The 25702-nt window shown below is 62.8% G+C and carries 20 protein-coding genes; 13 read left to right on the plus strand and 7 right to left on the minus strand.

The features are described from left to right. Window positions 1–35: 35 nt before the first annotated feature. From JSO19_RS03115 to JSO19_RS03150, 8 genes are all read left to right on the plus strand, one after another. Entirely contained in the window at window positions 36–830 is a 795-nt protein-coding gene (locus JSO19_RS03115) for a carbon-nitrogen hydrolase family protein (RefSeq protein ID WP_270909665.1), read from the plus strand. An 83-nt stretch (window positions 831–913) separates the two neighbouring features. Next, window positions 914–1165 carry a hypothetical protein gene (locus JSO19_RS03120; RefSeq protein WP_270909666.1) on the plus strand — a complete coding sequence of 84 codons (252 nt, stop codon included), beginning with the start codon at window positions 914–916 and terminating at the stop codon, window positions 1163–1165. Then, window positions 1128–2375 carry an APC family permease gene (locus tag JSO19_RS03125; RefSeq protein ID WP_270909668.1) on the plus strand — a complete coding sequence of 416 codons (1248 nt, stop codon included), beginning with the start codon at window positions 1128–1130 and terminating at the stop codon, window positions 2373–2375. The genes JSO19_RS03120 and JSO19_RS03125 overlap by 38 nt, the downstream gene beginning before the upstream one ends. 68 nt (window positions 2376–2443) lie before the next feature. Then, on the plus strand, window positions 2444–3241 hold the full coding sequence (locus JSO19_RS03130) for a FadR/GntR family transcriptional regulator (RefSeq protein ID WP_270909670.1): 798 nt from the start codon (window positions 2444–2446) through the stop codon (window positions 3239–3241). A gap of 76 nt (window positions 3242–3317) precedes the next feature. Then, a complete protein-coding gene (locus JSO19_RS03135) occupies window positions 3318–3890 on the plus strand; it encodes a dihydrofolate reductase family protein (RefSeq protein WP_270909671.1) in 573 nt (190 codons plus the stop codon). Between the two features lie 506 nt (window positions 3891–4396). After that, window positions 4397–6082 (plus strand): ABC-F family ATP-binding cassette domain-containing protein, encoded by a 1686-nt coding sequence (locus JSO19_RS03140; RefSeq protein ID WP_333734910.1) that lies wholly within the window; start codon window positions 4397–4399, stop codon window positions 6080–6082. Between the two features lie 383 nt (window positions 6083–6465). After that, window positions 6466–7437, plus strand: coding sequence for a cation diffusion facilitator family transporter (locus tag JSO19_RS03145; protein WP_270909672.1), 972 nt, complete (start codon window positions 6466–6468; stop codon window positions 7435–7437). A 101-nt stretch (window positions 7438–7538) separates the two neighbouring features. Then, entirely contained in the window at window positions 7539–7928 is a 390-nt protein-coding gene (locus JSO19_RS03150) for an ArsR/SmtB family transcription factor (RefSeq protein WP_217136615.1), read from the plus strand. A 196-nt stretch (window positions 7929–8124) separates the two neighbouring features. Here the strand turns inward: JSO19_RS03150 and JSO19_RS03155 are convergent, their stop codons facing one another. Next, window positions 8125–10776, minus strand: coding sequence for a purple acid phosphatase family protein (locus tag JSO19_RS03155; RefSeq protein ID WP_270909673.1), 2652 nt, complete (start codon window positions 10774–10776; stop codon window positions 8125–8127). 189 nt (window positions 10777–10965) lie between these two features. Here JSO19_RS03155 and JSO19_RS03160 point away from each other — a divergent pair, with 189 nt between their 5' ends. From JSO19_RS03160 to JSO19_RS03170, 3 genes are read left to right on the plus strand one after another with little or no spacing between them, the layout of a single operon-like run. Continuing rightward, complete coding sequence (locus JSO19_RS03160) at window positions 10966–11691, plus strand: VIT1/CCC1 transporter family protein (protein ID WP_270909675.1); 726 nt, start codon at window positions 10966–10968, stop codon at window positions 11689–11691. An 18-nt stretch (window positions 11692–11709) separates the two neighbouring features. Further along, window positions 11710–12081: an MGMT family protein gene (locus tag JSO19_RS03165; protein ID WP_270909677.1), complete on the plus strand. Its 372-nt coding sequence runs from the start codon at window positions 11710–11712 to the stop codon at window positions 12079–12081. Next, window positions 12078–12728, plus strand: coding sequence for a LysR substrate-binding domain-containing protein (locus JSO19_RS03170; RefSeq protein WP_270909679.1), 651 nt, complete (start codon window positions 12078–12080; stop codon window positions 12726–12728). Before JSO19_RS03165 ends, JSO19_RS03170 begins: the two co-directional genes overlap by 4 nt. A gap of 22 nt (window positions 12729–12750) precedes the next feature. Here the strand turns inward: JSO19_RS03170 and ypfJ are convergent, their stop codons facing one another. The 4 genes from ypfJ to JSO19_RS03190 all read right to left on the minus strand — a co-directional run bounded on the left by ypfJ (window position 12751) and on the right by JSO19_RS03190 (window position 21978). Continuing rightward, on the minus strand, window positions 12751–13632 hold the full coding sequence (ypfJ, locus tag JSO19_RS03175) for a KPN_02809 family neutral zinc metallopeptidase (protein WP_270909680.1): 882 nt from the start codon (window positions 13630–13632) through the stop codon (window positions 12751–12753). 100 nt (window positions 13633–13732) lie between these two features. Continuing rightward, window positions 13733–15754: an acyl-CoA dehydrogenase family protein gene (locus JSO19_RS03180; RefSeq protein WP_270909682.1), complete on the minus strand. Its 2022-nt coding sequence runs from the start codon at window positions 15752–15754 to the stop codon at window positions 13733–13735. Between the two features lie 204 nt (window positions 15755–15958). Next, a complete protein-coding gene (locus JSO19_RS03185; protein WP_270909684.1) occupies window positions 15959–18337 on the minus strand; it encodes a DEAD/DEAH box helicase in 2379 nt (792 codons plus the stop codon). Window positions 18338–18540: 203 nt separating this feature from the next. Then, a complete protein-coding gene (locus JSO19_RS03190; RefSeq protein WP_442915671.1) occupies window positions 18541–21978 on the minus strand; it encodes an efflux RND transporter permease subunit in 3438 nt (1145 codons plus the stop codon). Between the two features lie 24 nt (window positions 21979–22002). Between JSO19_RS03190 and JSO19_RS03195 the strand changes: the two genes are divergently transcribed. Beyond that, window positions 22003–23295 carry a DUF445 domain-containing protein gene (locus tag JSO19_RS03195; RefSeq protein WP_270909686.1) on the plus strand — a complete coding sequence of 431 codons (1293 nt, stop codon included), beginning with the start codon at window positions 22003–22005 and terminating at the stop codon, window positions 23293–23295. A gap of 23 nt (window positions 23296–23318) precedes the next feature. On the opposite strand, the gene JSO19_RS03200 is transcribed toward JSO19_RS03195, so the two are convergent. Further along, window positions 23319–23948: a hypothetical protein gene (locus JSO19_RS03200; RefSeq protein ID WP_270909687.1), complete on the minus strand. Its 630-nt coding sequence runs from the start codon at window positions 23946–23948 to the stop codon at window positions 23319–23321. Between the two features lie 141 nt (window positions 23949–24089). On the opposite strand from JSO19_RS03200, the gene JSO19_RS03205 reads away from it, so the two are divergent. Continuing rightward, on the plus strand, window positions 24090–24275 hold the full coding sequence (locus JSO19_RS03205) for a DUF3073 domain-containing protein (protein ID WP_217136582.1): 186 nt from the start codon (window positions 24090–24092) through the stop codon (window positions 24273–24275). A gap of 271 nt (window positions 24276–24546) precedes the next feature. Here the strand turns inward: JSO19_RS03205 and purM are convergent, their stop codons facing one another. Continuing rightward, the gene (gene purM / locus JSO19_RS03210) at window positions 24547–25656 is read right to left on the minus strand and encodes a phosphoribosylformylglycinamidine cyclo-ligase (RefSeq protein ID WP_270909689.1); all 1110 of its coding nucleotides are present in this window, start codon (window positions 25654–25656) and stop codon (window positions 24547–24549) included. Between the last annotated feature and the right edge of the window lie 46 nt (window positions 25657–25702).

Below are 25702 nucleotides of genomic sequence, written 5' to 3' on the forward strand. Positions count from 1 at the left end.
TTGACTCAAAATGATTTAATTGCTTAACTGTCGCTATGTCTTCAGCAGATCTTCTACACATCGCCGTGTGGCAGGCCGAGAGTGCTCGGGCAGATGTCGAGTCTAATCTGGCAGCACTCGCTCGAGCCGCGGCAGAAGCAAAAGCTCACGGTGCTGAGCTGCTCATCGGCCCAGAAATGTTCGTGACCGGCTACGCCATCGGCGACAGTATCAATACGCTTGCGCAGAGACCGCTCGCCGCAGAAGTTGCAGCCGTCGCTCGCGAACAGGGCATCGCCATCATCATCGGCGGCCCTGAACAAACAACACGGGGTGTAACGAACGCCGTCTGGTTCGTTGACGAGCACGGGGCACTGCTCGCAACCCACCACAAAGTGCAACTCTTTGGTGAGTTCGACCGAGCATTCTTCGTGCAGGGCGAGAGCGCAAGCCCAGTTGTCACGTTCAAGGGCTTCACAATCGGCATGCTCATCTGCTTCGACGTCGAGTTTCCGGAGAACACGCGCCGACTCGCACTCGCGGGGGCCGACCTCATAGCCGTACCTACCGCGCAAATGCCCCCGTTCGGGCTCGTCAACGAGCACATGATTCGAGTACGAGCTTGGGAAAACTCGGCCTATGTCGCCTACGCCAATCAGGTGGGAACCGACGACGAGTATCGGTACCTTGGCCAGAGCGTCATCGCAAGCCCCTTCGGGGAGCACCTCGCTGAAGCTCCCGAGAGTGGTGAGTCGTTCCTCTTCGCAACCATCGATCGCGCTGAGCTGAGCGCTGCGAGAGCACAAAACCCCTACCTCGAGCAGGTGCGCACCGACCTCCCCGTCCAGTAAGGCCTCTCCCGCAAGGGGCCATTCCGCTCAGGCAAGCTCTCAACAGCCACGCCCCACAACCCGCACACGAACAAGGAAGTTCTATGTCACAGCCCCATGACCAGGCACCCCAAAAGCTCTCAGGCAACCTTGGCACAGGTGCAATCGCCTTCATGGTGATTGCAGCGGCCGCACCGCTTACGGTGATTGGCGGCAATGCCCCGCTCGCGATCGGGCAAGGCAACGGTGCCGGCGCACCAGTGGGCTTTGCAATCGCTTCGATCATTACTCGTGCTCTTCGCCGTCGGGTTCGTCACCATGACACCACACGTGAAAGAAGCTGGCGCCTTCTTTAGCTACGTAACGAAGGGGCTCGGCTCACGCATCGGCATGGGCTCGGCCTTCGTTGCGCTGGTGACGTATACCGCCATTCAGGCGGGCATTTACGGCTACATGGGATGGGCCGTCATGGATCTCGTGCGCTACTACGGTGGGCCCGAGATCCACTGGTCGATCTTTGCGCTCATCAGCCTCGCGATCGTCGGACTGCTTGGCTATCGACACATTGAGCTCTCATCGAAAGTGCTTGGCGTCGCCCTGATTCTTGAGATTCTCGTCATGATGATCGTCAACGTTGCGGTCATTATCGACGGCGGCCCCGAGGGCCGTTCGCTCGAGCCGTTCGACCCGCAAGTCTTCCTCACGGGCGGCCTCGGCGTCGCGGTGCTCTTCGCGTTCACCGGCTTTGTCGGCTTTGAATCAACCGCGATCTACCGTGACGAAGCTCGCAAGCCCAACAAGACCATTCCCCGGGCCACGTTCCTGGCGGTCGGAATCATCGGCACGTTCTACACGATCTCGGTATGGGTGCTTGTCGTCGCTTCGGGCCCGTCACAGGTACAGGCGGTCGCTCAAGAGACACTCTTTGGCGACAAGAATATGCTGCTCGATACCACCGCACTGTTTGCCGGTGCGTTCACCAGAGACGCCATGCAGATTCTGCTCATCACGAGCCTCTTCGCCTGCGTGCTCAGCTTCCACAATATTCTCGCCCGCTATCAGCTGGCACTCGCGAAGATCGGGGTCATGCCTCCGGCACTCGCACGGGTACACCCCAAGCATCACAGCCCCGCAACGTCGTCTTTCGTGCAGAGCATCACGGCAATCGTGCTCATCGGAGTCTTTGTCTTGGTCGGGCTCGATCCGCTCGTCGAAGTCTTCGGATACATGGCAGGGGTAGCCGCAATCGGCATGGTTATTCTCATGTTCTTGACCACCGCCGCGGTCATCAGGTATTTCTCGAAGCGTCCCGATAAGCGCAAGTCCATCGTCACCTCAATCGTGATTCCTTGCATCGCGCTCGTCGCTCTCGGGGTTGCGGCTTGGCTGGTCGTCTCAAACTTCACGATGGTCACGGGTGGCAGCGCCGCGGTGAGTGCGGGGCTCGCCCTCCTCCCAGCGGTCGGTTTCGTCATCGGAACCCTTGTCAAAAAGCAGCGGCTCAAAACCGAAGAGCATGAGGCCACCAGGGCCGTATCGGTCGTCGACGCCACAGAGCACGAGTAGCAAGAAAGCCCGTGGTGGGCAGGCTTTCAAAGCCCACCACGGGTGAGAATTTCTATTACAGTACGGGTATGGGTATCTCAGGGCTTCTCCCGGCAACGGCTGGGCAAGATCACGAGCTCTACGACCCGACGCTCTCGGCGATTTCGCGGCTGAGCGCAATCGACACGGTTCGTGCACGAATCATCATGGCGATCAAGCTCGGGCTGCTCCAGCCTGGCGAAAAACTCCCGCACGTCGATGACATGGCTGAGGCGTTCACGGTGAGCCGGTCATCGGTCATTCGAGGTCTCGCAACGCTTCAGGAGAGTGAGATCATCGAGCGCAAAGCTGGCCGTTATGGTGGCAGCTTCGTATGTGCTGAGCCGAACATCGATCTTGATCATGCGGTCGATCGCTTTGTCGAAGATACCAATCTCGTGCGCAGCCTCATTGACGAGCGGGCGGTTCTTGAGGCAGGCTTTGTGGCCCTTGCGGTGCAGCACCTCACGAAAGGTCATCTCGCACAGCTTGAGTCGCTCGTGCAGCGTATGAGAGACACCACTGACTGGGCACAGTTTCGCAACCTCGACCGCGAGTTTCACATGAGCATTGCGCGCATCGCTTCGGTTTCTCGCGCGATTCCACTCTTGCAATACATTCACGAAGCGCTCGACCCGTACTTTCTGCCCTACAAGATCGAGTACCTCTACGAGAGCAACGAAGAGCACCAGGGCATTATCAACGCACTGCGCGATGGCGACTCGGCCCTAGCAGCAACGCTGACTGTTGCCCACGTGCAAGACCTGCACGATTCAATGTTTATTGGCGATGCCCACCAGCCCGGACTGTCCTCTCACACGGTGGCACGCCCCTCTCGGCCACAGTGACTCTTCAGCACGTTCCAGTAGCATTTGTAGAGTTTTTCGCACCACCTCGCGCCCGTCGTTCACTGAAAGAATCACTATGTCTCTCTCACGCACCTGGCACGGCCGCGCCTTCCTCGGCTCAAGTCTCGACGGCTACATCGCTGGCCCTGGCGGCGACCTCTCATTCCTCGAGGCGAGCCACGGCGAGGGCCAGCACCGGGCAACCCCGCAGACGGTTCCGGCGTTCGAGTGGGAGACCTTCTTCCCTTCCATCGACACCATCGTCATGGGCCGAGTCACCTACGAGACGGTCACCTCATTTGACGAGTGGCCCTACGGCGACACGCGCGTCGTCGTCCTGAGCTCAACCCTTCCGCTTGACCTGCCCCGCGTGCACGTCGTCCGGTCGCTTCCCGAAGCCGTCGAACTCCTGAACCGCGAGGGAGCGCGCGAGGTCTACGTTGACGGCGGCGTCACCGTGCAGGTCTTCCTCGACCAGGGCCTGCTCGACGAGCTCACGATCTCGTGGGTTCCGGTGACCGTCGGCGGCGGATCAAAGCTCTTCTGCGCCGATAGCAACGCCTCGTTCATCGTGCGCGGGTCGCACGTCACCCCCGACGGCCTCGTGCGCGTCACCTATGACGTTCTGAACGGCAAGCCGTCAGCCTAACGCGCTTCTCCAGGCCGTCGCGATGACGAGCACGGCACGACATTGCGCTCGCTCTCGCACGATCACGCCATCTTTGTTAGCCTTAAGGCATGGAGATGATTGAAGTAGATAAGTAGCCGCCATCGCATTTGCAATGGCACCCGTCGTGGCTGGCTCACCGTCGGCACGACGACAACACCTCGAGCTGTTGCTTCGGTAGCGCACTCTCTGCGCCACTTCCTGGCCCCGCCCGCCGCACAAAGCAGGCACCGCTGAGCGTTGCTTAGGCGACGCTCAGACTCGTTGCCCTTTCTCGCGGATCCTCGCAAGCGCCTCCCCAGAACCAGCCCCGCACGGCACGCACGCCGCGCGATGCAGCGTTGGGTGGTGATCGCTGAGCGCGATCCGCCGGGTGTTCGCTCAGCCAGGCCCCAAAACACTCACCTTGCCCGGACGTCTCACGGCGGGCCGCATACACCCCTCGCGAAGCGCTTCGCCGCAGCGCGAGACGAAAGAAGTGATGCACCATGTCTATGAACACTTCGGCACCAGTATCTGCCGCTTCATCAATCACCCTGCAAAATGTCAGTTTCGAGTGGCCTGACGGCTCACCCGCGCTATCTGGCATTAACGGATCGTTCACCCCCGGCAAGACCGGACTCATCGGCCGCAACGGCTCAGGCAAATCAACGCTCTTGAAGCTCATTGCGGGCGAGCTGACCCCCACCAGCGGGCGGATCGACGTGGCAGGCGAAGTCGGATACCTCACGCAAACCCTCACGCTCAGCCACGACACAACAATCGCCGAGTTGCTCGGCATTCACCCCGTGCTCGAAGCGATGCGCGAGATCGAGCGCGGCAACGTCGAACAGTCGCTCTTCGACACGATCGGCGACGACTGGGACATCGAGGCTCGAGCCGACCAGGCGCTGCACCAGATCGGCTTCTCGGCGGCAGACCTCGACCGTCGGGTCACCGAAGTCTCGGGTGGCGAGGCGATGCTCATCGCGATCACGGGGCTCAGGGTCAGACGCACCCCGATCACGTTGCTCGACGAGCCAACGAACAACCTCGACCGCGAGACCCGCGCGAAGCTCGCACACTTCGTCGACGACTGGCCCGGCACGCTCGTAATCGTGAGCCACGACCTCGAGTTGCTCGAGCGCATGGATCACACGGCCGAACTCTTTCACGGTTCGCTCACGACGTTCGGGGGCCCGTACAGTTCCTGGCGCGCGCACCAGGAACAAGAGCAGGCGGCTGCGCAGCAGGCTGCACGCTCAGCGCAGCAGGCGTTGAAGGTCGAGAAGCGGCAACGCGTCGAGGCCGAGACGAAGCTCGCCCGCCGTGCCCGAACGGCGCAGAAGGCCGAGCAGAGCGGTCTCCCGAAAATCATTGCCGGCATGCGGGCCAACCGCGCCGAGGTCTCGGCAGGATCGCTGCGCTCGACGCACGACGGCAAGATCCAGGCGGCTCAGGCCGCGGTCGATGCCGCCGACGCCAGGGTGCGCGACGACGAACACATTCACCTTGAGCTGCCCGACCCGGGCGTCGCGAAGGGCCGTCGCATCATGGAGTTCATCTCTGGCGACGACCGCATCATCGTGCAGGGCCCCGAGCGGGTCGCCCTCGTCGGGCCGAACGGCTCCGGGAAGTCGACGCTCATCGAGCGCATGCTGCGCGGCACGGGTGCGCGGGCGGGCGCGGGCGTGCAAGCGGGCGCGGGCGCCGGCGCTTTGGCTGGCTCGGGCACCCCGCCGCGGGCGACCGGCCGGCTACTCACCGAGCACGTCGGATTCCTACCCCAGCGGCTCGACTCCCTTGACGGGTCGGCGAGCGCGATCGACAACGTGCGTGCGGTTGCGACGGGGGTGCCCACGGGCACGATCCGCAATCATCTCGCTCGGCTGCTCCTGCGGGGCGCCGCGGTCGACCGCCCCGTGAGCACGCTCTCGGGCGGTGAGCGCTTTCGGGTGGCGCTCGCGCGACTGCTGTTCGCCGATCCGCCGTCGCAGTTGCTCATTCTCGACGAGCCGACGAACAACCTCGATATCGAGAGCGTCGAACAGCTCGCCGAGGCGCTCGATGCCTACCGCGGGGCGCTGCTCATCGTGAGCCACGATCCGGGGTTTCTTGAGCGCGTCGGAGTCGAGACGGTTATCGGGCTTGAGCCAGACGGAACGGTCACGCGGCGCCGCAGTGTGCGCGAGTGAGTGAGCGTGGCGGGGCCTGAAACGGGAGCCCTGCGCGCGGAATCTGGATCTACTTGACGAAAAGCAGGGTGTTTTCGCGCGAACACCCTGCTTTTCGTCAAGTAGACCGGGAATCGCCGAGGCGAAAGCCGAAACCTCTCCAAACCGCGGCATCACCCCAATCGGCGGCATCTCGCCCAGCCCCGCAGCAGGAGCACACAGATCACCAACCGCCAGCATCGCACACTATCGACAACACCGCTCGAATACGATAGCATCGCTTTGTAACGATGCTAGAGGGATGCCGATGCTTCCCGAGGGGAACGCGGGAGCGATCCGCCCCACGAACACAGCATCGAAACCCCGCCACGCACAGATCGAACAGGCAGGAAGAGGGTACCGAGATGGGAATCGGCCACAATCACGACCACGGCGTGAGCGCAGGCGCACCCCAGACCGCAACGGGGGCACACCGCCGCAAGCTCATGGTGGTGCTCGGCATCTACCTCGCCATCATCGTCGCGCAGCTCATCGGCGCGGCCATCACGAACAGCCTCGCGCTCACGGCCGAGGCGATGCACATGGCGGTCGACGCGAGTGGAATTCTGATCGCGCTCGTTGCGACGTTCCTCGCGACGAGGCAGGCCACCGAGAAGCGCACCTACGGCATGATGCGCGCCGAGATCATCGCGGTGCTGCTGAACTGCCTGCTCCTGTTCGGGCTTGGTGGGTTCATTCTCTTCGAGGCGGTTGAGCGCTGGTTCAACCCCACCGAGGTCGAGGGCGGCGGGGTCATCGTCTTCGCGGTTGTCGGGCTCATTGGCGCCTCGATCTCGCTCATTCTGCTGAGCCGCGGCGCCAAGGAGAGCCTGAACGTGAAGGCCGCGTTTCTCGAGGTCATGAGCGACGGGATCGGCGCTGCCGCGATCATCATTTCGGGCATTCTCAACGTGACCCTCGGGTGGAACCGTGGTGACGCCATCGCCGCAGCCGCCATCGGCATCATCATTCTGCCGCGCGCATTCATGCTGCTCAAACAAGCCGTGAACCTCATCATGCAGGGGGTTCCTGCGGGCATCGACCTCGAAGAGGTGCACGATGAGATCGTGAGCGCCGATGGCGTGGCCGACGTACACAGCCTGCACGTGTGGGGCCTCACGAGCGGTGTCACAATCATGTCGGCTCACGTCGTGCTCGTCGACGACGCCGAGAAAAACGGCCTGAACGCGAAGCTACTCGACGCCCTCACCGAGAGCATGCGCGAGCACTTCGGCATCGAACACTGCACCTTCCAGCTCGAAGAGCAGGGCCACCTCGAGCACGAGGGATCAATGCACCGCGACCTCGAGGCCGAGCTCGCACCGCCGCGCGACTAGCGGGCGATGGGTGCGGATCGCGCGATCCGCACCCCACTCACCTCGCTTCAGGCGTGTCCAGAAAATACAAGCCGGTTCTGGGGTATCATCGTCACATGGCGATGAAGGAAACACCCCGTGATGCTGCGACCTGGGCCGAGGAAGTCTCGGCCATGAGGGCGGCATCGTGCTTGTTTCATAGCTTTAGCGATCCGTCGCGACTGGTCATTTTGAGGCATTTGCAGCTTGGCGAGCACCGCGTCATCGACCTCACCGAGCACCTCGGACTCTCACAGAGCACCGTTTCGAAGCACCTCGCGAGCCTCAAAGAAACCGGGCTCGTCGTCTCGAGGCCTGAGGGGCGCGCCTCGATCTACTCGCTGCAGCATCCCGAGGCCATCGACGACCTCTTTGCCGCGGCCGAGACCTTTCTCGACCTTACGGGAGACTCGGTGAAGCTCTGCTCGAAGCACGCGCTCGCTGAGCCGGGGCGGGCACCGAACGCTTCATAACGAGCCGGCAGCCCCGCAGCGAGCAAGCCTGCCGTAAGCCGACCGCGAAACCGTCACCGCGCGGCCGCGCAGAAGACGCGCAAAAAGAGGCCGCAGTGACGGTGCAATTGCATTGCGCACCACCACTGCGGCCTCATCGATAACCGATTGACTGCCCGGTTGCGGCAGCGCTCAGGCCGCCGCAACCGCTTCGCCACTACTCGGTCGTCACCTCGTTCTCTCCCACCCTGCGGCGCAAGATCATGATGGTGCCACCGAGGGCAAGAAGCACGACCGCGGCTATTGCCGCAAGGCCTGCCTGGCCGCCGGTGTTCGCAAGGTCGTCGGCGGGAGTCTTCTCGCCTGCGCCCGGCTTGTTGGCGCCAGGCTGCTCAGTGCCGGGCTGCTCGGTCCCGGGGTTCTCGCCACCGGGCTCCTCGGTTCCAGGGTTCTCTCCGCCCGGCTCTTCAGTTCCAGGGTCCTCTCCCCCGGGCCCCTCGGTTCCAGGGTCAACGACAGCGGCGGTGACCTCAACCGAGACGGTCAGCGGCTCGCCCTGCTCACGGCTCACCGTGAGGGTGTAGGTGCCAGCCTCGGTATCTGCCGGAATCGTGAGGCTCGTCGACACGGCGCCAGCGGCATCAGCGACGATCGAGGCGAGGTCAATCGCCTTGTCTCCAAGCGTTACCGTGAGCTTCTCGCTAGCGGCAAAGTGCGCGCCGGTGAGGGTAAGCGTCTTGCCTGCCTCAACGCTGTCAACGTCGAGCGTCACGCTCGCGGGCAACTGCTGTGCGGGTGCTTCAACGCCGGGCTCGGTGACCCACTTCTCACCGTCGTCGTACTTCGTGACGGTGAATTCGTCGTACAGCTCGCCAACATTCACCTCGGTCGTCGCCTTGTCAGAGGTCTCGGCGAGGTACGAGCGGTACACGAGGCGGTCGGCCTCGACGTCGATGACCTGGTAGGTCGTCACGCCAGCATCGCGCTTCACCTGGGTTGCACCATTCTGCGTCCAGACGTTGTCATCGGCGGGTGCGAGGTCGTAGTGCTTCGCGCCCGAGTTTGAGACCACGTACGCGGGGCCCTTACGCAGGCCCTCGGTGTCGGTCGCGTTCGAGTTCAGGTAACCGCGAGCGTACACGTGGTCGTGGCCCATGAGCACGAGATCAATGTCGTTCTCTTCAAACACGGGCAGCCAAGCGGCACGAAGAATCGGCTCGTCGCGGCCCGAAGAGGCCGAGAACACTGGCTGGTGGAAGGTGACCACGTTCCACTTCGAGGGGCTCTCTTTGAGCACGTTGTCGAGCCATGCTGCCTGGAAGTCGGTCCAGAGCTTGTCAACCTTCAACGATGGGCAGTCGAGGCTGATGCAGGTGGGCACCACGTCTGGCTTCAGGAAGGTGCTGTCGCGGGTCGCGTTCAGCGTGATGAAGCGCACGCCCTGGTAGTCGGTGAAGTACACGGTCTCTTCAGCGAACTTGCTCCAGTGCTCGAAGTAGGCGCGGTACTGCTTCGCCACGGCGCTATCGCCCTCGGCAAGCTGCTTCATGTCACCGATATTGTCGAGCTTCGGGTTGTTACGGGGGTACTCGAAGTTCGCCTTCCACGCCGTCATGAGCTTGTCGCCGCTGTATTCGTGGTTGCCGGGAGCGGCCATCACGTTCGTCGTCGCGCCGCTGTCGAGCATGCCAAGGAACCAGTTTTCCCACTGGGTCTCGTTGTTGGCTTTGTCGATGAGGTCACCTGCGTGAACCGAACCGATTGACGCGGTTGCGCGTTCTTCGGCCTGCTTCACAACGCTCGGCCAGGTCGTATCGAGGCCAATCTGCGCGTCGCCGTAGTAGATGAACTGAAACTCGCTCGCGTTCGGGTCTGCGGTTGAGAACTCGCGCCAATCGCTCCAGCCGCCGTCGGTGCCGACGCGGTAGCGGTAGGCGGTGGCGGGCTCAAGCCCCGTCACGATCGCCGAGAAGTGGTGCTTCACGTTGGCATTCACCATACCCTCGTCGGTGGCCTCAACAAGACGGGTGTCGCCGCCCGATGCAAGACCGATCTCGACCGCCCCGCTCTTGTGCGAGTCGTGGCCCGCGAGCCACGAGATGGCCTGCGAGGTTTCGGGGGTCTCGGTCGGGGTGAGCACGACGCGGCTCGGCGCAGCCTCGACTGGCACCTCGCCGGTGGCTTCAAGCACCATCTCGCTCATGTCAAAGAAAATGTCCGAGCTGCTCTCGCGGTCCTGATAGAGCGCAACCGCGACGGTGTTCTTGCCGTCTTTGAGCAGTGAGCCATCGGCCGTAAAGAGGTTCGTCAGCGGGTCTCCGTTGCTGTTACCCGCGTACTCCATGTTCGTTTCTCCGGTGACCCGGCCGGCCTCGAAATCGGCGACCTGCGTCCCGTTGATCCACACCACGAGTGCATCGTCGTAGGTGACCTTCGAACTGAGGTATGAGACTTCCTCGGCGACGCCCTCTTCGAGGGTGAAGTCGGTGCGAAAGAGGTAGGTGGGAATCGCGGTCGTACCGTCTTCTTGGTAGTGCGTGAGCAGCGTCTTTGGCATGTGCGGGCCGACTGAGGCAAGCTTGCCCTTCTTGGCACCGAACGAGCCTTCAGCGCTCTTCCACGTCGAGTCATCGTATTCGGGCGCGACCCACCCGCGCACGGGCTCACCAGCGGCGATCGGGTCAACCCCGTCGTCGAGGTAGCGCCACACCGTATCTGACGAGATCACGGGATCGCCTGGCACCTCGGGCTCAGCAGCGGCAGCGGGCATCACCGCGGGAACGGTGAAGAACCCGCCTGCGAGTGCCGTCAGTACCGCCCCGGCGAGCACGCGGCTCCGCCGTTTCGCTACACGATCATGAGAGGGCATGAATGTTTCCTTCCAAAAGCGTTGGTCGGCAAAGGCGCGACCGTTGACCACCCAAACAGGCGAGGGTGACGAGGGGTTTACCCGGCGGTGTCGTGTCGGTGAACACCCGGTGCCGCGGGTGCGTCGTGTCGCGCTTCGGTCCCGAACGACCCAGTATTTCGGCGCACCGAATGGGGTTAACTGTCATTCATGACGCACAACAATGCCTACGTGAGCCCACACGACTACGATCACACCCACCAGTCGGTGGGCTCTGGTTGGCTGCGCGCCTCGGTGTTCGGCGCCATGGACGGCCTCGTATCAAACATCGGCCTCATCGCCGGTATCGCAGCCGCTGGTGCCAAGAACGAGATCGTCATGATCACGGGCATCTCGGGCCTCATCGCCGGAGCGATCTCGATGGCGCTCGGCGAGTACGCCTCGGTTCGCACGCAAAACGAGCAGCTCGACTCAGAGGTCGAGACCGAGCGCCAGGCCCTCAACCGCAACCCCAGCGGTGAAGAGGCCGAGCTTTCAGTACTGTTTGAAGAGCTCGGCATGTCTGAAGACACCGCTGAGAGGGCGGCGAACGAGATTCACGCCGACGCTGAGCGGGCCCTGCGCGTACACCTCACGCACGAGCTCGGCCTCAGCATTGAAGATCGGCCGTCGCCGTGGGTCGCCGCGATCTCGTCATTCGTGTTCTTCTCGCTCGGCGCGATCGTGCCCATTCTGCCGTTCATCTTTGGCTTCGGATCGCTGCCGATGGGCCTGCTCTTCGGTGGCGTTGGCCTGCTCGCTGCCGGCGGAACCGCCGCAATCTTCACTCGCAAGAACTGGGTTGCAGGCGCACTGCGTCAGCTGCTCTTCGGCGGCTTGGCCGTTGCCGCGACCTACACGATCGGCATGTTCCTCGGGGTCTCTGCGATAGGTTAGGCACGCTACGCTTAAGAGGTGGATCGCGAAGCTTTTACCGACTCGGTTCTCGACGTCGTCGAGCGCATACCGGCTGGCCACGTCATGACATACGGTGACGTGGCCTTTGCGCTGGGCTCACGTGCCGCCCGCATGGTCGGCCAGGTGCTCGCGCACCACGGGCACGCGGTGCCCTGGTGGCGAGTGGTGCCGGTCTCGGGCAAACCGCCGCACGGCCACGCGGCCCGGGCCCGCGAACACTACGAGCGCGAAAACATCCCGCTCGTCGAGGCCGGGCCACCCGACGGGTACCGTCTGAAGCTTGCGCTTGCAAGACTTCCCTTTGACCACGAGATCTACGCGGGGGCCCTCGGCAAACACCTCGCCGCCGACGAGAGGAACCCCGAATGACCGAAAGCACAGTGCCCACCGAGGCAGAGCCACGGAACACCGTCACGCTAGGCTTCGTGCGCGGCATCGCTCCCTCACGGTGGCAGACTCGGTGGAACGAGGTGCGCTCTCGCAGGCGCCTCGACCTCGTGCCGCTCGAGCAGGTCGGCGATGTGACGAGCGGCGAAACCGACATGACGCTCGTGCGGTGCCAGCCCGGAGCGTTTCCCGCCGGGGCGCGCACCGAGCCCCGCACCAGGCACGCGGTGCAACTGTACGAAGAGGCCGTCGCGCTCGTCGTTGATACCGACCACGAGCTCGCGGGCGAAGCTTCGATCGACGTGGGCGATCTCGACCTCGTGCACCTGCTCGATTACGAGGGACATTCTGCCGATTGGCCGACCCCTCAGCCCTGGGACGATCCCGCGTGGCGCCCCACAGACCACCGCGCGGCACTCGAGCTCGTTGCAACGGGCGTCGGCGCGATACTCATGCCACTCCCCCTCGCACGCCACATGATCGCCAAGAAACAGCACAGCATCATTGAAGTCACGGGCGAAATCGATGGCACGCGGGTCTTTGCGACCTGGAACATCTCGCGGGACGACGACGAAATGCAAGAGCTCATGGGCGTCCTGCGCGGCCGCACGGCGCGAAGCTCACGCTAGCTCGGCGCTTGGCACGCGGGGCCTAGAGCTGCTCTGCTGGAACCTCGAAGGTGCTGCACGAGGTAGGCCCCTCGGTGAACCCGGTCATGAGCCAGCGCTGCCGCTGCTCTGAAGTGCCGTGGGTGAAGCGTTCGGGGTCAACACGCATGCCGGAGCTCTGCATGATGTGGTCGTCGCCAACCGCCGCGGCAGCGCTCATCGCATCGTTGAGCTGGCCCTCGGTGATGGGCGCGAGCAACGTGTTGCCATCTTGATCTTTCGCGCTCGTGGCGTTCTGCATCCATGCCCCTGCGAAGCAATCGGCCTGAAGCTCAAGGCGAACCGAGCCAGAAGCCTGCCCGCTCGCCCGGTCGACGTTAATCGTGCCGATGAGCTTCGAGATGTGGTGGCCCCATTCGTGCGCAAGCACGTACATCTGTGCGAGCGAGCCGGTCGAAGCGCCATACTGGCTACTCAGGGTGCGAAAGAAGCCGACGTCGAGGTAAATCTTCTCTTCGGGCGGGCAGTAGAACGGCCCCGTCTGAGCGCTCGCGGTGCCACACTGCGACGAGGTCGCTCCCTCGAACAGGATGAGCGTGGCAGGGCGGTAGTTACTGACCTGCCCAGCCCAGAACTGGTCGACAGCATCGGCGGTCGCCGCCATTCGGCACTCGTCCCGCTCATTCGCCTGGCTGCCCAGATCACAGTTTTCGAGCTCGACGGCCGCGCTCGATCCGCCTCCCAGCTGGCTCGTGGCATCGGTCGCGACCCCTGCGAGCGGCATAAGATTCACCCCGGTGAGCGCTGAGAGCGCCCAAAGGCCAAGCACGACGACCAGGCTGCCGCCGCCAACGGCCGCGGTCTTGCCGCCTGAGCGCTTCTGCGTGCGCTGCGTGTTGATGCGCGCGTTGTCGTTAAAGGTCATCGCAATCCTTCGTTTGCCAGATACCTCAACGATACGTCACGGCGTGCGCTTTGGTGAGACCCTGCGCACGCCGTGACGTCAGACGATTCGTTCGGTGAGACTACTTGCCGCTGCGCTTGCGCAGCTCTTTCTCGTGAACCGGCCAGGTGCCCGCGGCCTTCTGCTCGGCGATGTAGGCGCGAGTTTCTTCCTGACGCTCCGACTCAATGCCCGAGGCAATGTCGGCGCGCAACAGCGTGTTGTCGAGCCCGAACGCCGCGATAAGGTCGAGCGAGTGATCGGTGACGCGGTCGATGAGGCGGTCAACGTAGGCGGTCACAGCCTGCGCGCGCTTGCCCGACAAGCGGCCCGTGATGAGGTACCAGTCGAGGTGCTTCTCGATGAGGCCGAGCCCGAAGAGGTCACGAACCCACGTGAGCACCTGCTTCGTATCAGGATCGGTGATCTGGTCGAGAGCCTCGGTGAAGGCCTCCCACTGCAAGAGTTCTGCGTGTGCGCGGGCGGCCTCGATGAGCCGCACCTGCTGGCGGTTGAACTCGGCGTTCTGCACGGTCGGGCTTTCCTTACGCACGCCGTTCAAGGCCTGCGCGACCTCGGCGACCATCGTCTCGACCCGATCCGCAAGCAAGGCGTGCTGGTCGTCTTTCAGGCTGTCGACCGAGCGCGAAACCTGGCCGAGGTCTGCGATGCTCTGCCCGACCTGACGCAGGCCGACGCGACGCATGCGCTCGCCCACCTGGCCAACAGCGGCCTTTGCGAGCGTCGCCGCGTCGGCGTTCTTAAACTGCGCCGCGTAGTCCTTGAGCAGGCGCTTGCCGACGAGCTGCAACAGAATGTTGTTGTCGCCCTCGAAGGTCGCGTAAATGTCGAGGTCGGCACGCCAGCCCGTGAGGCGGTTTTTGGCGATAAACCCTGCCCCGCCGGTAGCCTCGCGAGCCTCCTGCAGGGTGTCGAGTGCCGCCCAGGTTGAGAGCGGCTTGAGCGCTGCGGCGAGCGTCTCGAGGTCTTCACGGGTCTCAGGGGTGTCACCCTTGCCCGAGAATACGGTGTCAAAGAGCGTGAGCAGCTGCTCGCTCGCAAAGGCCATCGCATACGTCTCAGCGAGACGAGGGATGAGCCTGCGACGGTGCAGCCCGTAGTCCATGAGCTTCGTCTCTTCACCGTTGGGCCCGCTGAACTGGCGGCGCTCGAAGCCATAAGGAATCGCGATGGCGAGCGCTGCCTTCATCGCGTTCACGGCCGAGCCGTCAAGCGAGACGCGGCCCTGCACGAGGGTGCCGATCATCGTGAAGAAGCGACGGCCCGGGCTTTCGATGGGCGACGAGTACGTTCCGTCGGCCGCAACGTCACCGTAACGGTTCAGGAGGTTCGTGCGCGGAATACGCACGTTGGTGAAGTGCAGGCGACCGTTGTCGATGCCGTTGAGGCCCCCCTTGACGCCGTCATCTTCGCTACCAACGCCGGGCAGCAGTTCGCCCTCGGGGGTGCGAATGGGAACGTAGAAGGCGTGCACGCCGTGATTCACGTTCTTCGTGATGAGCTGCGCGAACACTACCGCGGCCTGACCGTGCAGGGCCGCGTTGCCGAGAAATTCCTTCCACGCACTGCGGTGCGGGGTGTGAATCACGAACTCTTCGGTTGCTTCGTCGTAGGTCGCGGTGGTCGCGACCTTGTCGACGTCAGAGCCGTGCCCGATCTCGGTCATCGCGAATGCGCCGGGCATCTTCAGCGAGATCACATCGGGCAAGTACTTCTCATGGTGGTAGCTCGTGCCGAGGTGCAAGATCGCACCGCCGAAGAGCCCCCATTGCACGCCACTCTTAATCTGCAGTGACGGGTCGGCGTAGACGAGCTCGTGAAAGGCAGCAATGTTGCCGCCGTGGTTGTGGCCGCCGCCGAGCGCGACCGGGAAGGCGCGCTGAATGGCGCCCTTCTCAACGAGACCCGAGAGCTGCTCAAACACCCGTTCGCGGTGCTCGCTCATCGGTGTTCCCTGAGGCGTGTGAAAACGTGGATCGGCTGCGATCTCACGCCCCTCAAGCCGTTCTTGCTTCCAACGCCCCAGTAAGGCGTCAGAGACGAGATCAATGTTCAAACGTGGTTGTGGTTTCTGCGTACCCATATCGCGAAAGCTCCTCAAAGTTGCTTCGGAGGCCTCTGGCCCAAAACTGACCCAAGAGTACAGGCCGGAGCCTGGCTTCACGACTTCGCAATGAACACCCCACAAGAAGGCCCGGGGTGCCCCGAGCCTTCTTGTGGGGTAATTACAATAAACGAGGGTTTTATTTATCTCTTACAGCAAAGATCCGCGTGCGGTCGGCAGCGGTTAGTCACTCTCGACCGCGTCGCCCGCCGCGAGGACAAACTCGTCGTCGGCGAAGAAGTCACCGAAGAAGGTTGCGTTAATCTCGGCGCGCTGCAACAGCTCGGTCGTGCGACGCTGGCGGTTGCGCGGAATAATCGTGACGACAGTGCCGTGCTTGCCCGCACGCCCCGTGCGGCCTGCGCGGTGCATGTAGGTCTTGTAGTCGTCAGGCGCGTCGGCCTGGATCACCAGATCGACGTCATCGACGTGAATTCCGCGCGCGGCAACATCGGTCGCCACGAGCACGTTCACACGGCCCGAGGTGAGCTGCTTGAGGTTGCGCGTGCGCTTGGCCTGGTTGAGGTCACCGTGCAGGGCGACCGCTGGCACGCCCGCGTCTTCGAAGAGCTCACTGAGCTGTTCGGCGTAGGCGCGGGTGCGCGTGAACACGAGAATCTTGCCGGGGCTCTGCACGAGCTGCGTCAGAATCTCGAGCTTCTCTTCGCGCAGCACCACGAACACGCGGTGATCGATCGTGCCAGAGGCCTGGTCTTCACCGGCGACCTCGTGAGCGACGTGAACCGGCAAGAACTCCTTCACGAGCGATGCGACGCCCGAATCAAGCGTTGCCGAGAAGAGCAGCTTCTGCGAGTCGTGAGCGGTCTGCCTCAGCAGGCGCTGCACCGGCTCGAGGAAGCCGAGATCGCACATGTGATCGGCCTCGTCGAGCACGGCAATGGTGACCTCGCTGAGGTCAAGGTGGCCCTGCTCAATAAGATCTTCCATGCGACCGGGGGTACCGATCACGATGTCAACGCCCATGGTGAGCGCAGTCACCTGCTTCGCCTGCGGCACGCCGCCGTACACCTGCGTCGTGTAGAGGCCAACCGAACGGGCAATGGGCTGCACCGTGCGGTCGATCTGCAGCGCGAGCTCACGAGTTGGCGCGAGAATGAGCGCCTTGGGCTTACGGCCCCGCGAACGCTCACGCTTCGAACGCTTGTTGTTCGGGTCGACCTTTGGCGGATCGCCAGCAAAGCGCCCCTCGGCCTTCATCTGGAGCAAGCGCTCGACGAGGGGTGCCCCGAAGGCAATGGTCTTGCCAGAGCCGGTGCGACCGCGCCCGAGCACGTTGTGGCCCGCGAGCACGTCAGGAATCGTCGCGCCCTGAATCGGGAAGGGCTTTTCGGCGCCGAGCTTGGCGAGCGTCTCGACGATGTTGCCACCGAGGCCGAGCCCCTCAAAGGTCATCTCGGCGACGTCTTCAGCGCTCGTCTGCATCGCTTCGATGCGCTCGAGCACAACATCCTCTTCGGGCGCAAAACGCTTCTGGTCGTCGCGGAAGCCACGGTCATCGCGCTTGTTGCCACCAAAGCCGCGGTCGTCGCGCTTGCTGCCGAACCCACGATCGTCACGCTTGCCACGGAAGTCGCGGTCATCGCGTCTTCCCTGTCCCCCGCGCTCATCACGGAAGCCGCCGCGTTCGCCGCGGAACCCACCGCGCTCCTCTCGGAACCCGCGGTCGCCGCGTTCGCTGCGTTCCCCGCGGAAGTCGCGGTCGCCACGCTGGCGACGGTCGTCCCGGAACCCACCGCGATCCTCACGGAAATCGCGCTTCTCACGGAAATCGCGCTTGGCGCCGAAGTCACGATCCTGCTTGAACCCGCGGTCATCGCGGAAACCACGATCGCTCCGCTGACCACGTTCGTCTGAGAAGCCGCGCTTATCGGCGTAATCGCGCTTGCCGCCAAAGTCACGCTTGCCGCCAAAGTCACGATCTTGTTTGAACCCGCGGTCATCACGGAAACCACGATCGTTCCGCTGGCCACGATCATCGCGGAAGCCACCCTGGTCGCCCCGCTGACCACGGGCATCACGGAAATCGCGCTTGCCGCGGAAGTCGCGGTCGTCGCGCTTGCCGCGGAAATCACGGTTGTCGCTGAACCCGCGGTCTTCACGCCCGCCACGCTCTGCATCAAAACGGTCGTTCTTGAAGCCACGATCATTCTTGAAGCCGCGATCGTTCTTGAACCCGCGATCGTTGCCGTAACCACGGTCGTTGGTATAGCCACCGCGCTCGTTGCCGCGATCATTCTTGAACCCTCGGCCGCCCTCGCGCCCACGGTCGTCTCGGCGATCACCGCGGTAGCCTCCGCGGTCATCGCGGAAGTCGCGGCCGCCTTCACGGCGATCAGAGCGCTGGCCACCGCGCTCGTCGCGGTATCCCCGGTCATCGCGGTTACCGCGATCGTCCCGGAAGCCGCGGTCATCGCGGTCATCGAAGCGACGCTTGGGGCCGCCTCCTTGCGCTGAACCCGGGTGACGCTTGCCCTTTGGGGCTCGGCTCGGGTCGTAGTTCTTTGAGGCTTTAAAGCCCCCGCTGTTTCGCTTGTTTGCCATTGGCTAGGTTTCACCTATGTTTCATCACGTGAACGCGAGCACGCAAAATGCACTCAAATGTGCACGCTGGCTCTCCCCGGATCCACCCGGGCCGATCACTTCACTTTCGGGGTCTTCCCCGCTGACTCGGCCCAGGGAGCGCTACAACAAGCAATATCAATGCGGATTCGCTCCAAGCCGACCGCACAATACTAGCGGAAAACTTATGCGACCTCATTCGGCGTCTTCACAGCGTGCGCTTTCAACGCTCGCTTCGCAGCCTTGCGCTCCCGCGAACGTTCACGCGCGCGCTCGACAACGTAGTACAGCGTTGGCAGCACGACGAGCGTGAGCACGGTCGACGAGAGCAGGCCACCGATCACCACGACCGCGAGCGGCTGCGAGATGAAGCCGCCCTTACCGGTAAGCCCAATACCCATCGGGGTAAGCGCCAAAATCGTAGCAAGCGCCGTCATGACGATGGGCCTGAAACGATGTGCGGCGCCGGTGCGCACTGCATCTCTCAGCGCCATGCCTCTCTCCCTCAGCTGATTCACGAGGTCGATGAGCACGATCGCGTTCGTCACGACGATACCCACGAGCATGAGCACGCCAATGAGCGATGCAACGCCGAGGGGGATACCGGTCGCGACGAGCAGCAGAATCGCACCCGTGGCCGCGAATGGTACAGAGACGAGCAGCAGCAACGGCTGCAGCAGGCTCTTAAACGTTGCCACCATGACCACATACACGATGAGGATCGCGGCGAGAAGCGCCAGGCCAAGCTGCTCGAACGCCTTCTCTTGCTCTGCGAGCACGCCGCCTACCGAGGCAGTCACCCCGCCCGGGAGTTCAATCGCGTCGAGCTCTTCGTGAACGGCCTGCGCGGCAACCGTGAGGTCGTCGCTCTCTGGCGTCGCCGAGATGGTCGCCGAACGCACGCCCTTCTCGGTCGAGATGGAAACCGGGCCGTCAACGTGTTCAACCGCGGCGAGGTCACCAAGCGTCTTTTCGCCGAGCACGGTTGGAACCTTGAGAGCCTCGATCTCGTCACTCGTTGCGGGTGTCTCGCCCGGGGCAAGGTAGACCTGCACGCTCGAGTCGTCGAGTACTACCTGGCCCACAGCGGTGGGCTGCATGGCCGACGAGACAATCGAGGCGACTGCTACCTCGCTGAGGCCAGCCTGTGCCGCAACCTCTCGGTCAACCGTCACCTGAATCATCGGCCTTGAGGTACCAAGGTTCGATTCGACCTGCACAAACGCATCGTTTGCACGCAACCGGTCGACGACCTCGGTGACCCCATCGTTCAGCTGGTCCTGAGCAGGAGCGGTGACCGTAATGTCGACGGTTGAGACCGAGCCCATGCCACCCGACGCCGAGCTCAATGAGAACTCGCCGGCGTCTTCAAGCGTGTCGAGCTTCTCACGAATCTTCGTGTGCACGGCTTGCTGCTGTGCGTCTGGATCGATCGTGAGTGAGTAGCTCACAGCGCCGTCGCCACCACCGCCGAACATTGCCATGGCGGGGTCGCTCGAGCCGACCGTAACCTGCACGGTCTCGATCTCTGAGACCTCTTCAAGAACGCCCTCAACTTCTTCAACGTGCACGAGCTGCTGGTCGAGGCTGACACCGGGCGCGAGCGTTTGCGTGAGCGATACAGCATTCTGTTCATCGTCGCCCATGAAGTTCTGCTTCATGAGCGGGTAGGTCGCGAGGGTTCCCGCGAACACTACTACTGCAGCGAGCAGCGTGATCACTGGCTTTTTGAGCGTCCAGTCGATGACCGGAAGGTAGACGCGCTGCAGCTTCGTGACGGCAGTCCCGTCACCCAGTCGTGATGCCCTTCGCTTACCCTTGGGGCTTTCGTCGGCTGAGCTCGTGGGGCCTGTCAGAACTGCCTCTTGGAGCTCTGACAGCTCTGGCTGCGCCTCAAGCTCTTGCTGCGCCTCAAGCTCGGGCCGTTCTGGCGTCTCATCCTCAGGCGTTGTCTGCGGCTCTGCCTTCAAGAACCAGTACGCAAGCACAGGCACGATCGTAAGTGAGACGAGCAACGAGGCCGCGAGCGCGAAGGTCATCGTGAAGGCGAAGGGCCTAAACATCTCGCCGACCATGCCCGACACGAAGGCCATTGGCAAGAACACCGCGATGGTGGTCACGGTTGAGGCGGTAATGGCGCCGGCCACCTCGCGCACGGCAAACACAATCGCGCTCGCCCGAGGCTCGCCCTCGCGTAGGTGCCGCTTGATGTTTTCAATCACGACGATCGAGTCGTCAACAACGCGACCAATCGAGATGGTGAGCGCGCCGAGAGTGAGCATGTTGAGCGTGTAATCGGCGAAGTTCAGGCCGATAAACGTGAGCAGGAGCGAGGTGGGAATCGAGACCGCGGTTACCAACGTCGCCCGCACCGAGAGCAGGAAGACAAGAATGACGAGAATCGCAAAGACGAGGCCTAGCATGCCCTCAACCGCGAGCGTCTCGACCGACTGTTCGATGTAGGGAGCCTGGTCAAAAACGACCGTGAGCTCTGCCCCGTCGAGCGCTTTCTCGATCTTCGGCAGCAGGTCTTGTACCGCGTGCGACACCTCAACGGTGTTTGCGGCGGCAAGCTTCGTGATTGAGACCGAGACCGCCGGCTCACCATTAATGCGCGAGATGCTCGAGACAGGGTTTGATTCGAGGGTGACCTCGGCAACGTCGCCAATCGTCACGTACTCCGGAGCGGTGGGCACCGGTGGTGCGGCCTGCTCGGCTGCCGCGGCTGCGTCGAGCTGCGAGGCGTCAAGCCCGGCCGCATCGAGTCCATCGGCACCAGCAGCGCCTACCTCAGGCTGCTGCGGCATGAACTGCTCAGGAGTTGGTACGAGTGGCAATGCGGCGAGCGCGTCGACGGTATCGACGTCACCACCGACCTGCACCGAAAGCGTGTTCTCGCCCTCGGTAATCTGCCCCGCGGGGAGCAACACATCGTTCTGCTTCAGAGCGCTCTGAATCGACTCGTTCGTGTAGCCCTTCTCAGCAAGCTTCGCCTCGTCTGGGGTGATCGTAACGCGTTGGCCGGTCACGCCACCAAGACGCACCTGACGAATACCGTCGACGTCTTCAAGTTCTGGCACCGCAACCGTCTCGAGCGAGTTCGTGAGCGACTCAATATCTTGACCGTCAGCTGCACCGACCGCGATCTGAATCACGGGAAAATCATCGATCGATCCCGAAACAACCTGCGGCTCAACGTCCTGCGGGAGCGACTGCGAGATGCGCGAGATCGCGCGTTCGACCTTCTGCTCCGTTGCCGCAATATCGGTTCCATAGGTGAACTCGAGCAGCACCATCGACGCACTCGTCGAAGAGGTTGATGAGGAGCGTTCGAGCGAGGCAACCCCACTCACAGCCTCTTCAATGGGAACCGAAACGTCATTGTTGACGACCTCGGGCGAGGCACCCGGGTAGCTCGTCACCACCGCAATGGCAGGAAACTGCACCTGCGGCATGAGCTCCTGCTTCAGCCCCGACATGCTGATCACACCAAAGAGACAGGCCACAATCGTGACGAGAGCGATGAGAGCGCGGTTTTTCAGGCTGACTTTGGCGAGAAGGTGCATAAAAAGTAGCTTCGCATACGCGTCGCCATTCCCGCTGAAGAAGTGCACAATCTGCATGTGGCAGGGTAGATAATGAATGTAATGAAAACAGTGAGGTCGAAACGAACGCTCGGCGCCGTCACGCCGGAAGATTTTGTGAAGCTCGAGCAGCTTCGCCGCATGCAGGCGATCGCGCTCTGGCTACTCGTGGCAATGGCAGTGGTGTTTGCTGTGTCATTCGGCCTGCAGGGCCGTTTTGTCTGGGCCGGGTACGTCCGCGCAGCGAGCGAGGGCGGCATGGTCGGCGCGATCGCCGACTGGTTTGCCGTCACTGCCCTCTTTCGCAGGCCCCTCGGCCTCCCGATCCCGCACACGAACCTCATCGCGGGCAAGAAAGACGAAATTGGCGAGGGTCTCGGCTCTTTCATCGAAGAGAACTTCCTCGCCGATGAGGTCGTACACGAACGCCTCTCGACCATCAGCGGTGCCCGCATCAGCGGCACCTGGTTGCAAGAACCTGTGAACGCCAAAAAGGTCACCGGTTTCGCTGCGCAAGCCGGCATCGCGGGCCTCACCGTACTCTCTGATGCAGACGTTCAAGACCTTCTCGAATCGCTCATTCGAGAGCATGTCATCGATCCGCCGTGGTCTTCAACGATTGGTCGCGTGACCGAGCAACTGCTCGAGGCCGGTCATCACCACGCGCTCATCGACATCGTCGCCGATCACGCAGAGCAGTGGCTCGTCACCCACCCCGAGTCGTTCAACGCGCTCGTCTCATCACGAATGCCGTCGTGGGTTCCGTCGATTGCTAACCGCTTCATCGACGACCGCGCGCACAAAGAGGTCGTCAAGTTCGTTCGTGCCGTGCGCGACAACGAGCAGCACCCATTCCGTGAGGCAGCCAATCGCTTTCTCCATGACCTCACCCATGATCTGCAGTCAAAGCCGCAACTGCAAGAGCAGGTCGAGCAGTTCAAGGAAGAGATTTTCGACAGCCCCCGCATTCGCACGATCGTCGAATCCACGTGGAACAGCGCCCGAGCCTCACTCACGGCGATGCTCGAAGATGAGCACAGCGAACTTCGCGCGCGCATGACCCGTGCCGTCACCGACTTTGGCCGCAGGCTGCTCGACGACCCGACGCTGCAGTACAAGATCGACGTGTGGGTCATGACCGCGGTCGAGCACCTCGTGCACACGTACCGCCACGACCTCGCCCAGGTCGTCACCGAGACCGTCTACCGCTGGGACGCGAGCGAAGCCGCCGAGAAGATCGAACTACAGGTCGGCAAAGACCTCCAGTTCATTCGCATCAACGGAACCGTCGTTGGCTCAATCGCTGGCGTCACCATCTACACGATCGCGACGCTCATTCACACGCTCGTCGGCTGAATCACGCTTCGCCGTTCACCACTTCATTCAACGCGGATCGGTAAAAACACATCTTGCACCCGATCGCCCGGGGCCGTGTGATCGGCACGGGTAAACAGCCCGCACGCGTCAACCGAGCAATCGACCCCCTCGCTTGAGGCCGGCGGAACGACAAGCTCTACCCGGAACGTTCCCGCCTTCGCATCGAGATACTGATGCGACGCGAACGAACGCCAGGCCCAGTTATTCGTGATCCACGCACTCTCGAGCGGATCAGCCCGGTCGCTCTCATCTTTTTCTTCCTGCGCATTCTCAGGAATGCCGCCGAGGCACGGCCCAGGCTTGACCGTCGGGTCAGTGGGGACCTTACAAAAGCTCACGTATATGCCATTCGATGCATCAAAGCCTTCGCCCTCGACGCGCAGCGTTTCTCCCGGCTGCAAGTGGCCCATGTCGACGGGCTTTCCCGCGAGATCGGTGGCTCGCAGCGTACGAGTTCGGCCGTCATCACCGGTCGCGGTCACCTCGGTAACAAAACCGCCCGGATCGGTTTGGCCAGAGCTGCCACCGCTCTTGTGCGTGAGAATTGGCACGACAATCATTGCCACCGCGACGAGTAAAATCACGACCGCAGCACCCAGAATTATCAGGAGATTTCGTTTACGCTTAGCCACATCTCCATGGTAACGCGCAGGACCCATTATTTGTTCATCGAACAACGTGCTAAACTACCCCTCACATACTAGTTGTTGAATACGTGTTGTTTGCCTCGCAGCCAAACGCTCCGGGGCCTGAATTGTGTAGGGGGGTCTCGCATGGGGCGCGGCCGTCAAAAGGCGAAGCACACAAAAGTTGCTCGCGAGCTTAAATACTTCAGTCCAGATACTGACCTATCGCAACTCGAACGTGAGCTCGGTGCGTCACAGAAGTCGCAGTCTGAAGAAGACATGTGGGCTGAGTACGCAGACAAATATAATGACGAAGAAGAGGAAGAGGAGTAGCGCGAGCGCTCCCACCTCTCTTCGTTAGGAGTGCCTCCCAACCGACCCTGTCGGCCGGGAGGCACTCCTCTTTCGCGTTCGCGCGGGGCACGGGCGCTTCCCCGCTTTCCCGCCTCACCGTGTGGTCAAAAAGTGTCGATTGCGCCGAGAATTTCGACACTTTTTGACCACACGAGGTGGGAAAGTGACCACACGGTGAGGTGCGGGGCCAGGAAGACTGCAACCCGAGACCGTGCTCGAAGAGGCGGGCCCCAGGAACGCGAAGCGAAGCCTACGAGGCGTAGGAGCCCACGAGGCGCACCGCGCCGCCGTCGACACCCTTGGCGCCCTGCTCGAAGCCAGCCAGGTCGCGGGCGCTCTTGCCCACGACGCCGGTCTGCCACACGGTCATGCCCTCGGTGCGCAGCTTGGCGGCAACTGCCTCGGCGCGTGCAGGGTCGACCACCGCGAACATGCCGACGCCAAGGTTCCAAGCTCCCTCGAGGCTTGTGAGCTCGTGGCCAGCGACCTGCGCGAGGTGCTGGAAGACGGGAAGCGGTGACCAGGTGGCGCGATCCACCTCGGTCCAGGCGTCTTGCGGCAAGACGCGGGCGAGGTTCGCCGCGATGCCGCCGCCGGTGACGTGGCTCAGCGAGTGGATGGCGCCGTGCAGCTCCGGGGTCTCGAGAACGCGCAGCAGTGGGCCCGTGTACAGCATGGTGGGCTCGAGCAGTGCCTCACCGTAGGTGGCTCCGAGATCGGCCGCGTGCTGCTCGTAGGTGAGCCCCGCGTCGGCCATAATCTTGCGCACGAGCGAGTAGCCGTTCGAGTGCAGGCCCGAAGCACCGATCGCGAGCACAACGTCGCCGTCTTGCACGCGGTCAGGGGTCAGCATGTCGTCGGCCTCGACCACGCCAGCGGCGGCACCCGCCACGTCGTAGTCGTCGTCGCCGAGCAGGCCAGGGTGTTCGGCGGTCTCGCCGCCCACGAGTGCGGTGCCCGTCGCTTCGCAAGCGCGCGCAATGCCGCCAACGATCGAGGCGATGCGCTCGGGAACGACCTTGCCACACGCGATGTAGTCGGTCATGAAGAGGGGCTTCGCGCCCACAACGATGATGTCGTCGACAACCATCGCCACGAGGTCTTGGCCGATGGTGTCGTGCTTGTCGATCGCCTGCGCGATAGCAACCTTGGTGCCAACACCGTCGGTTGAGGTCGCGAGCAAGGGACGCTTGTAGCCGAGCAAGGCCGAGGCGTCGAACATGCCAGCGAAGCCGCCAAAGCCGCCAAGCACTTCGGGGCCGTGCGTGCGAGAAACCGCGGCCTTCATGAGAGCTACCGCGCGGTCGCCCGCCTCAGTATCGACACCGGCTTGGGCATATGCTGAAGTATTTTCGGTCACCCCTCAAGCTTAGCGGCAAACGTGCCGACAGGTTCACTGCCAGTGG

It is taken from the genome of Leucobacter sp. UCMA 4100, from assembly GCF_027853335.1.
Lineage (GTDB): Bacteria > Actinomycetota > Actinomycetes > Actinomycetales > Microbacteriaceae > Leucobacter_A.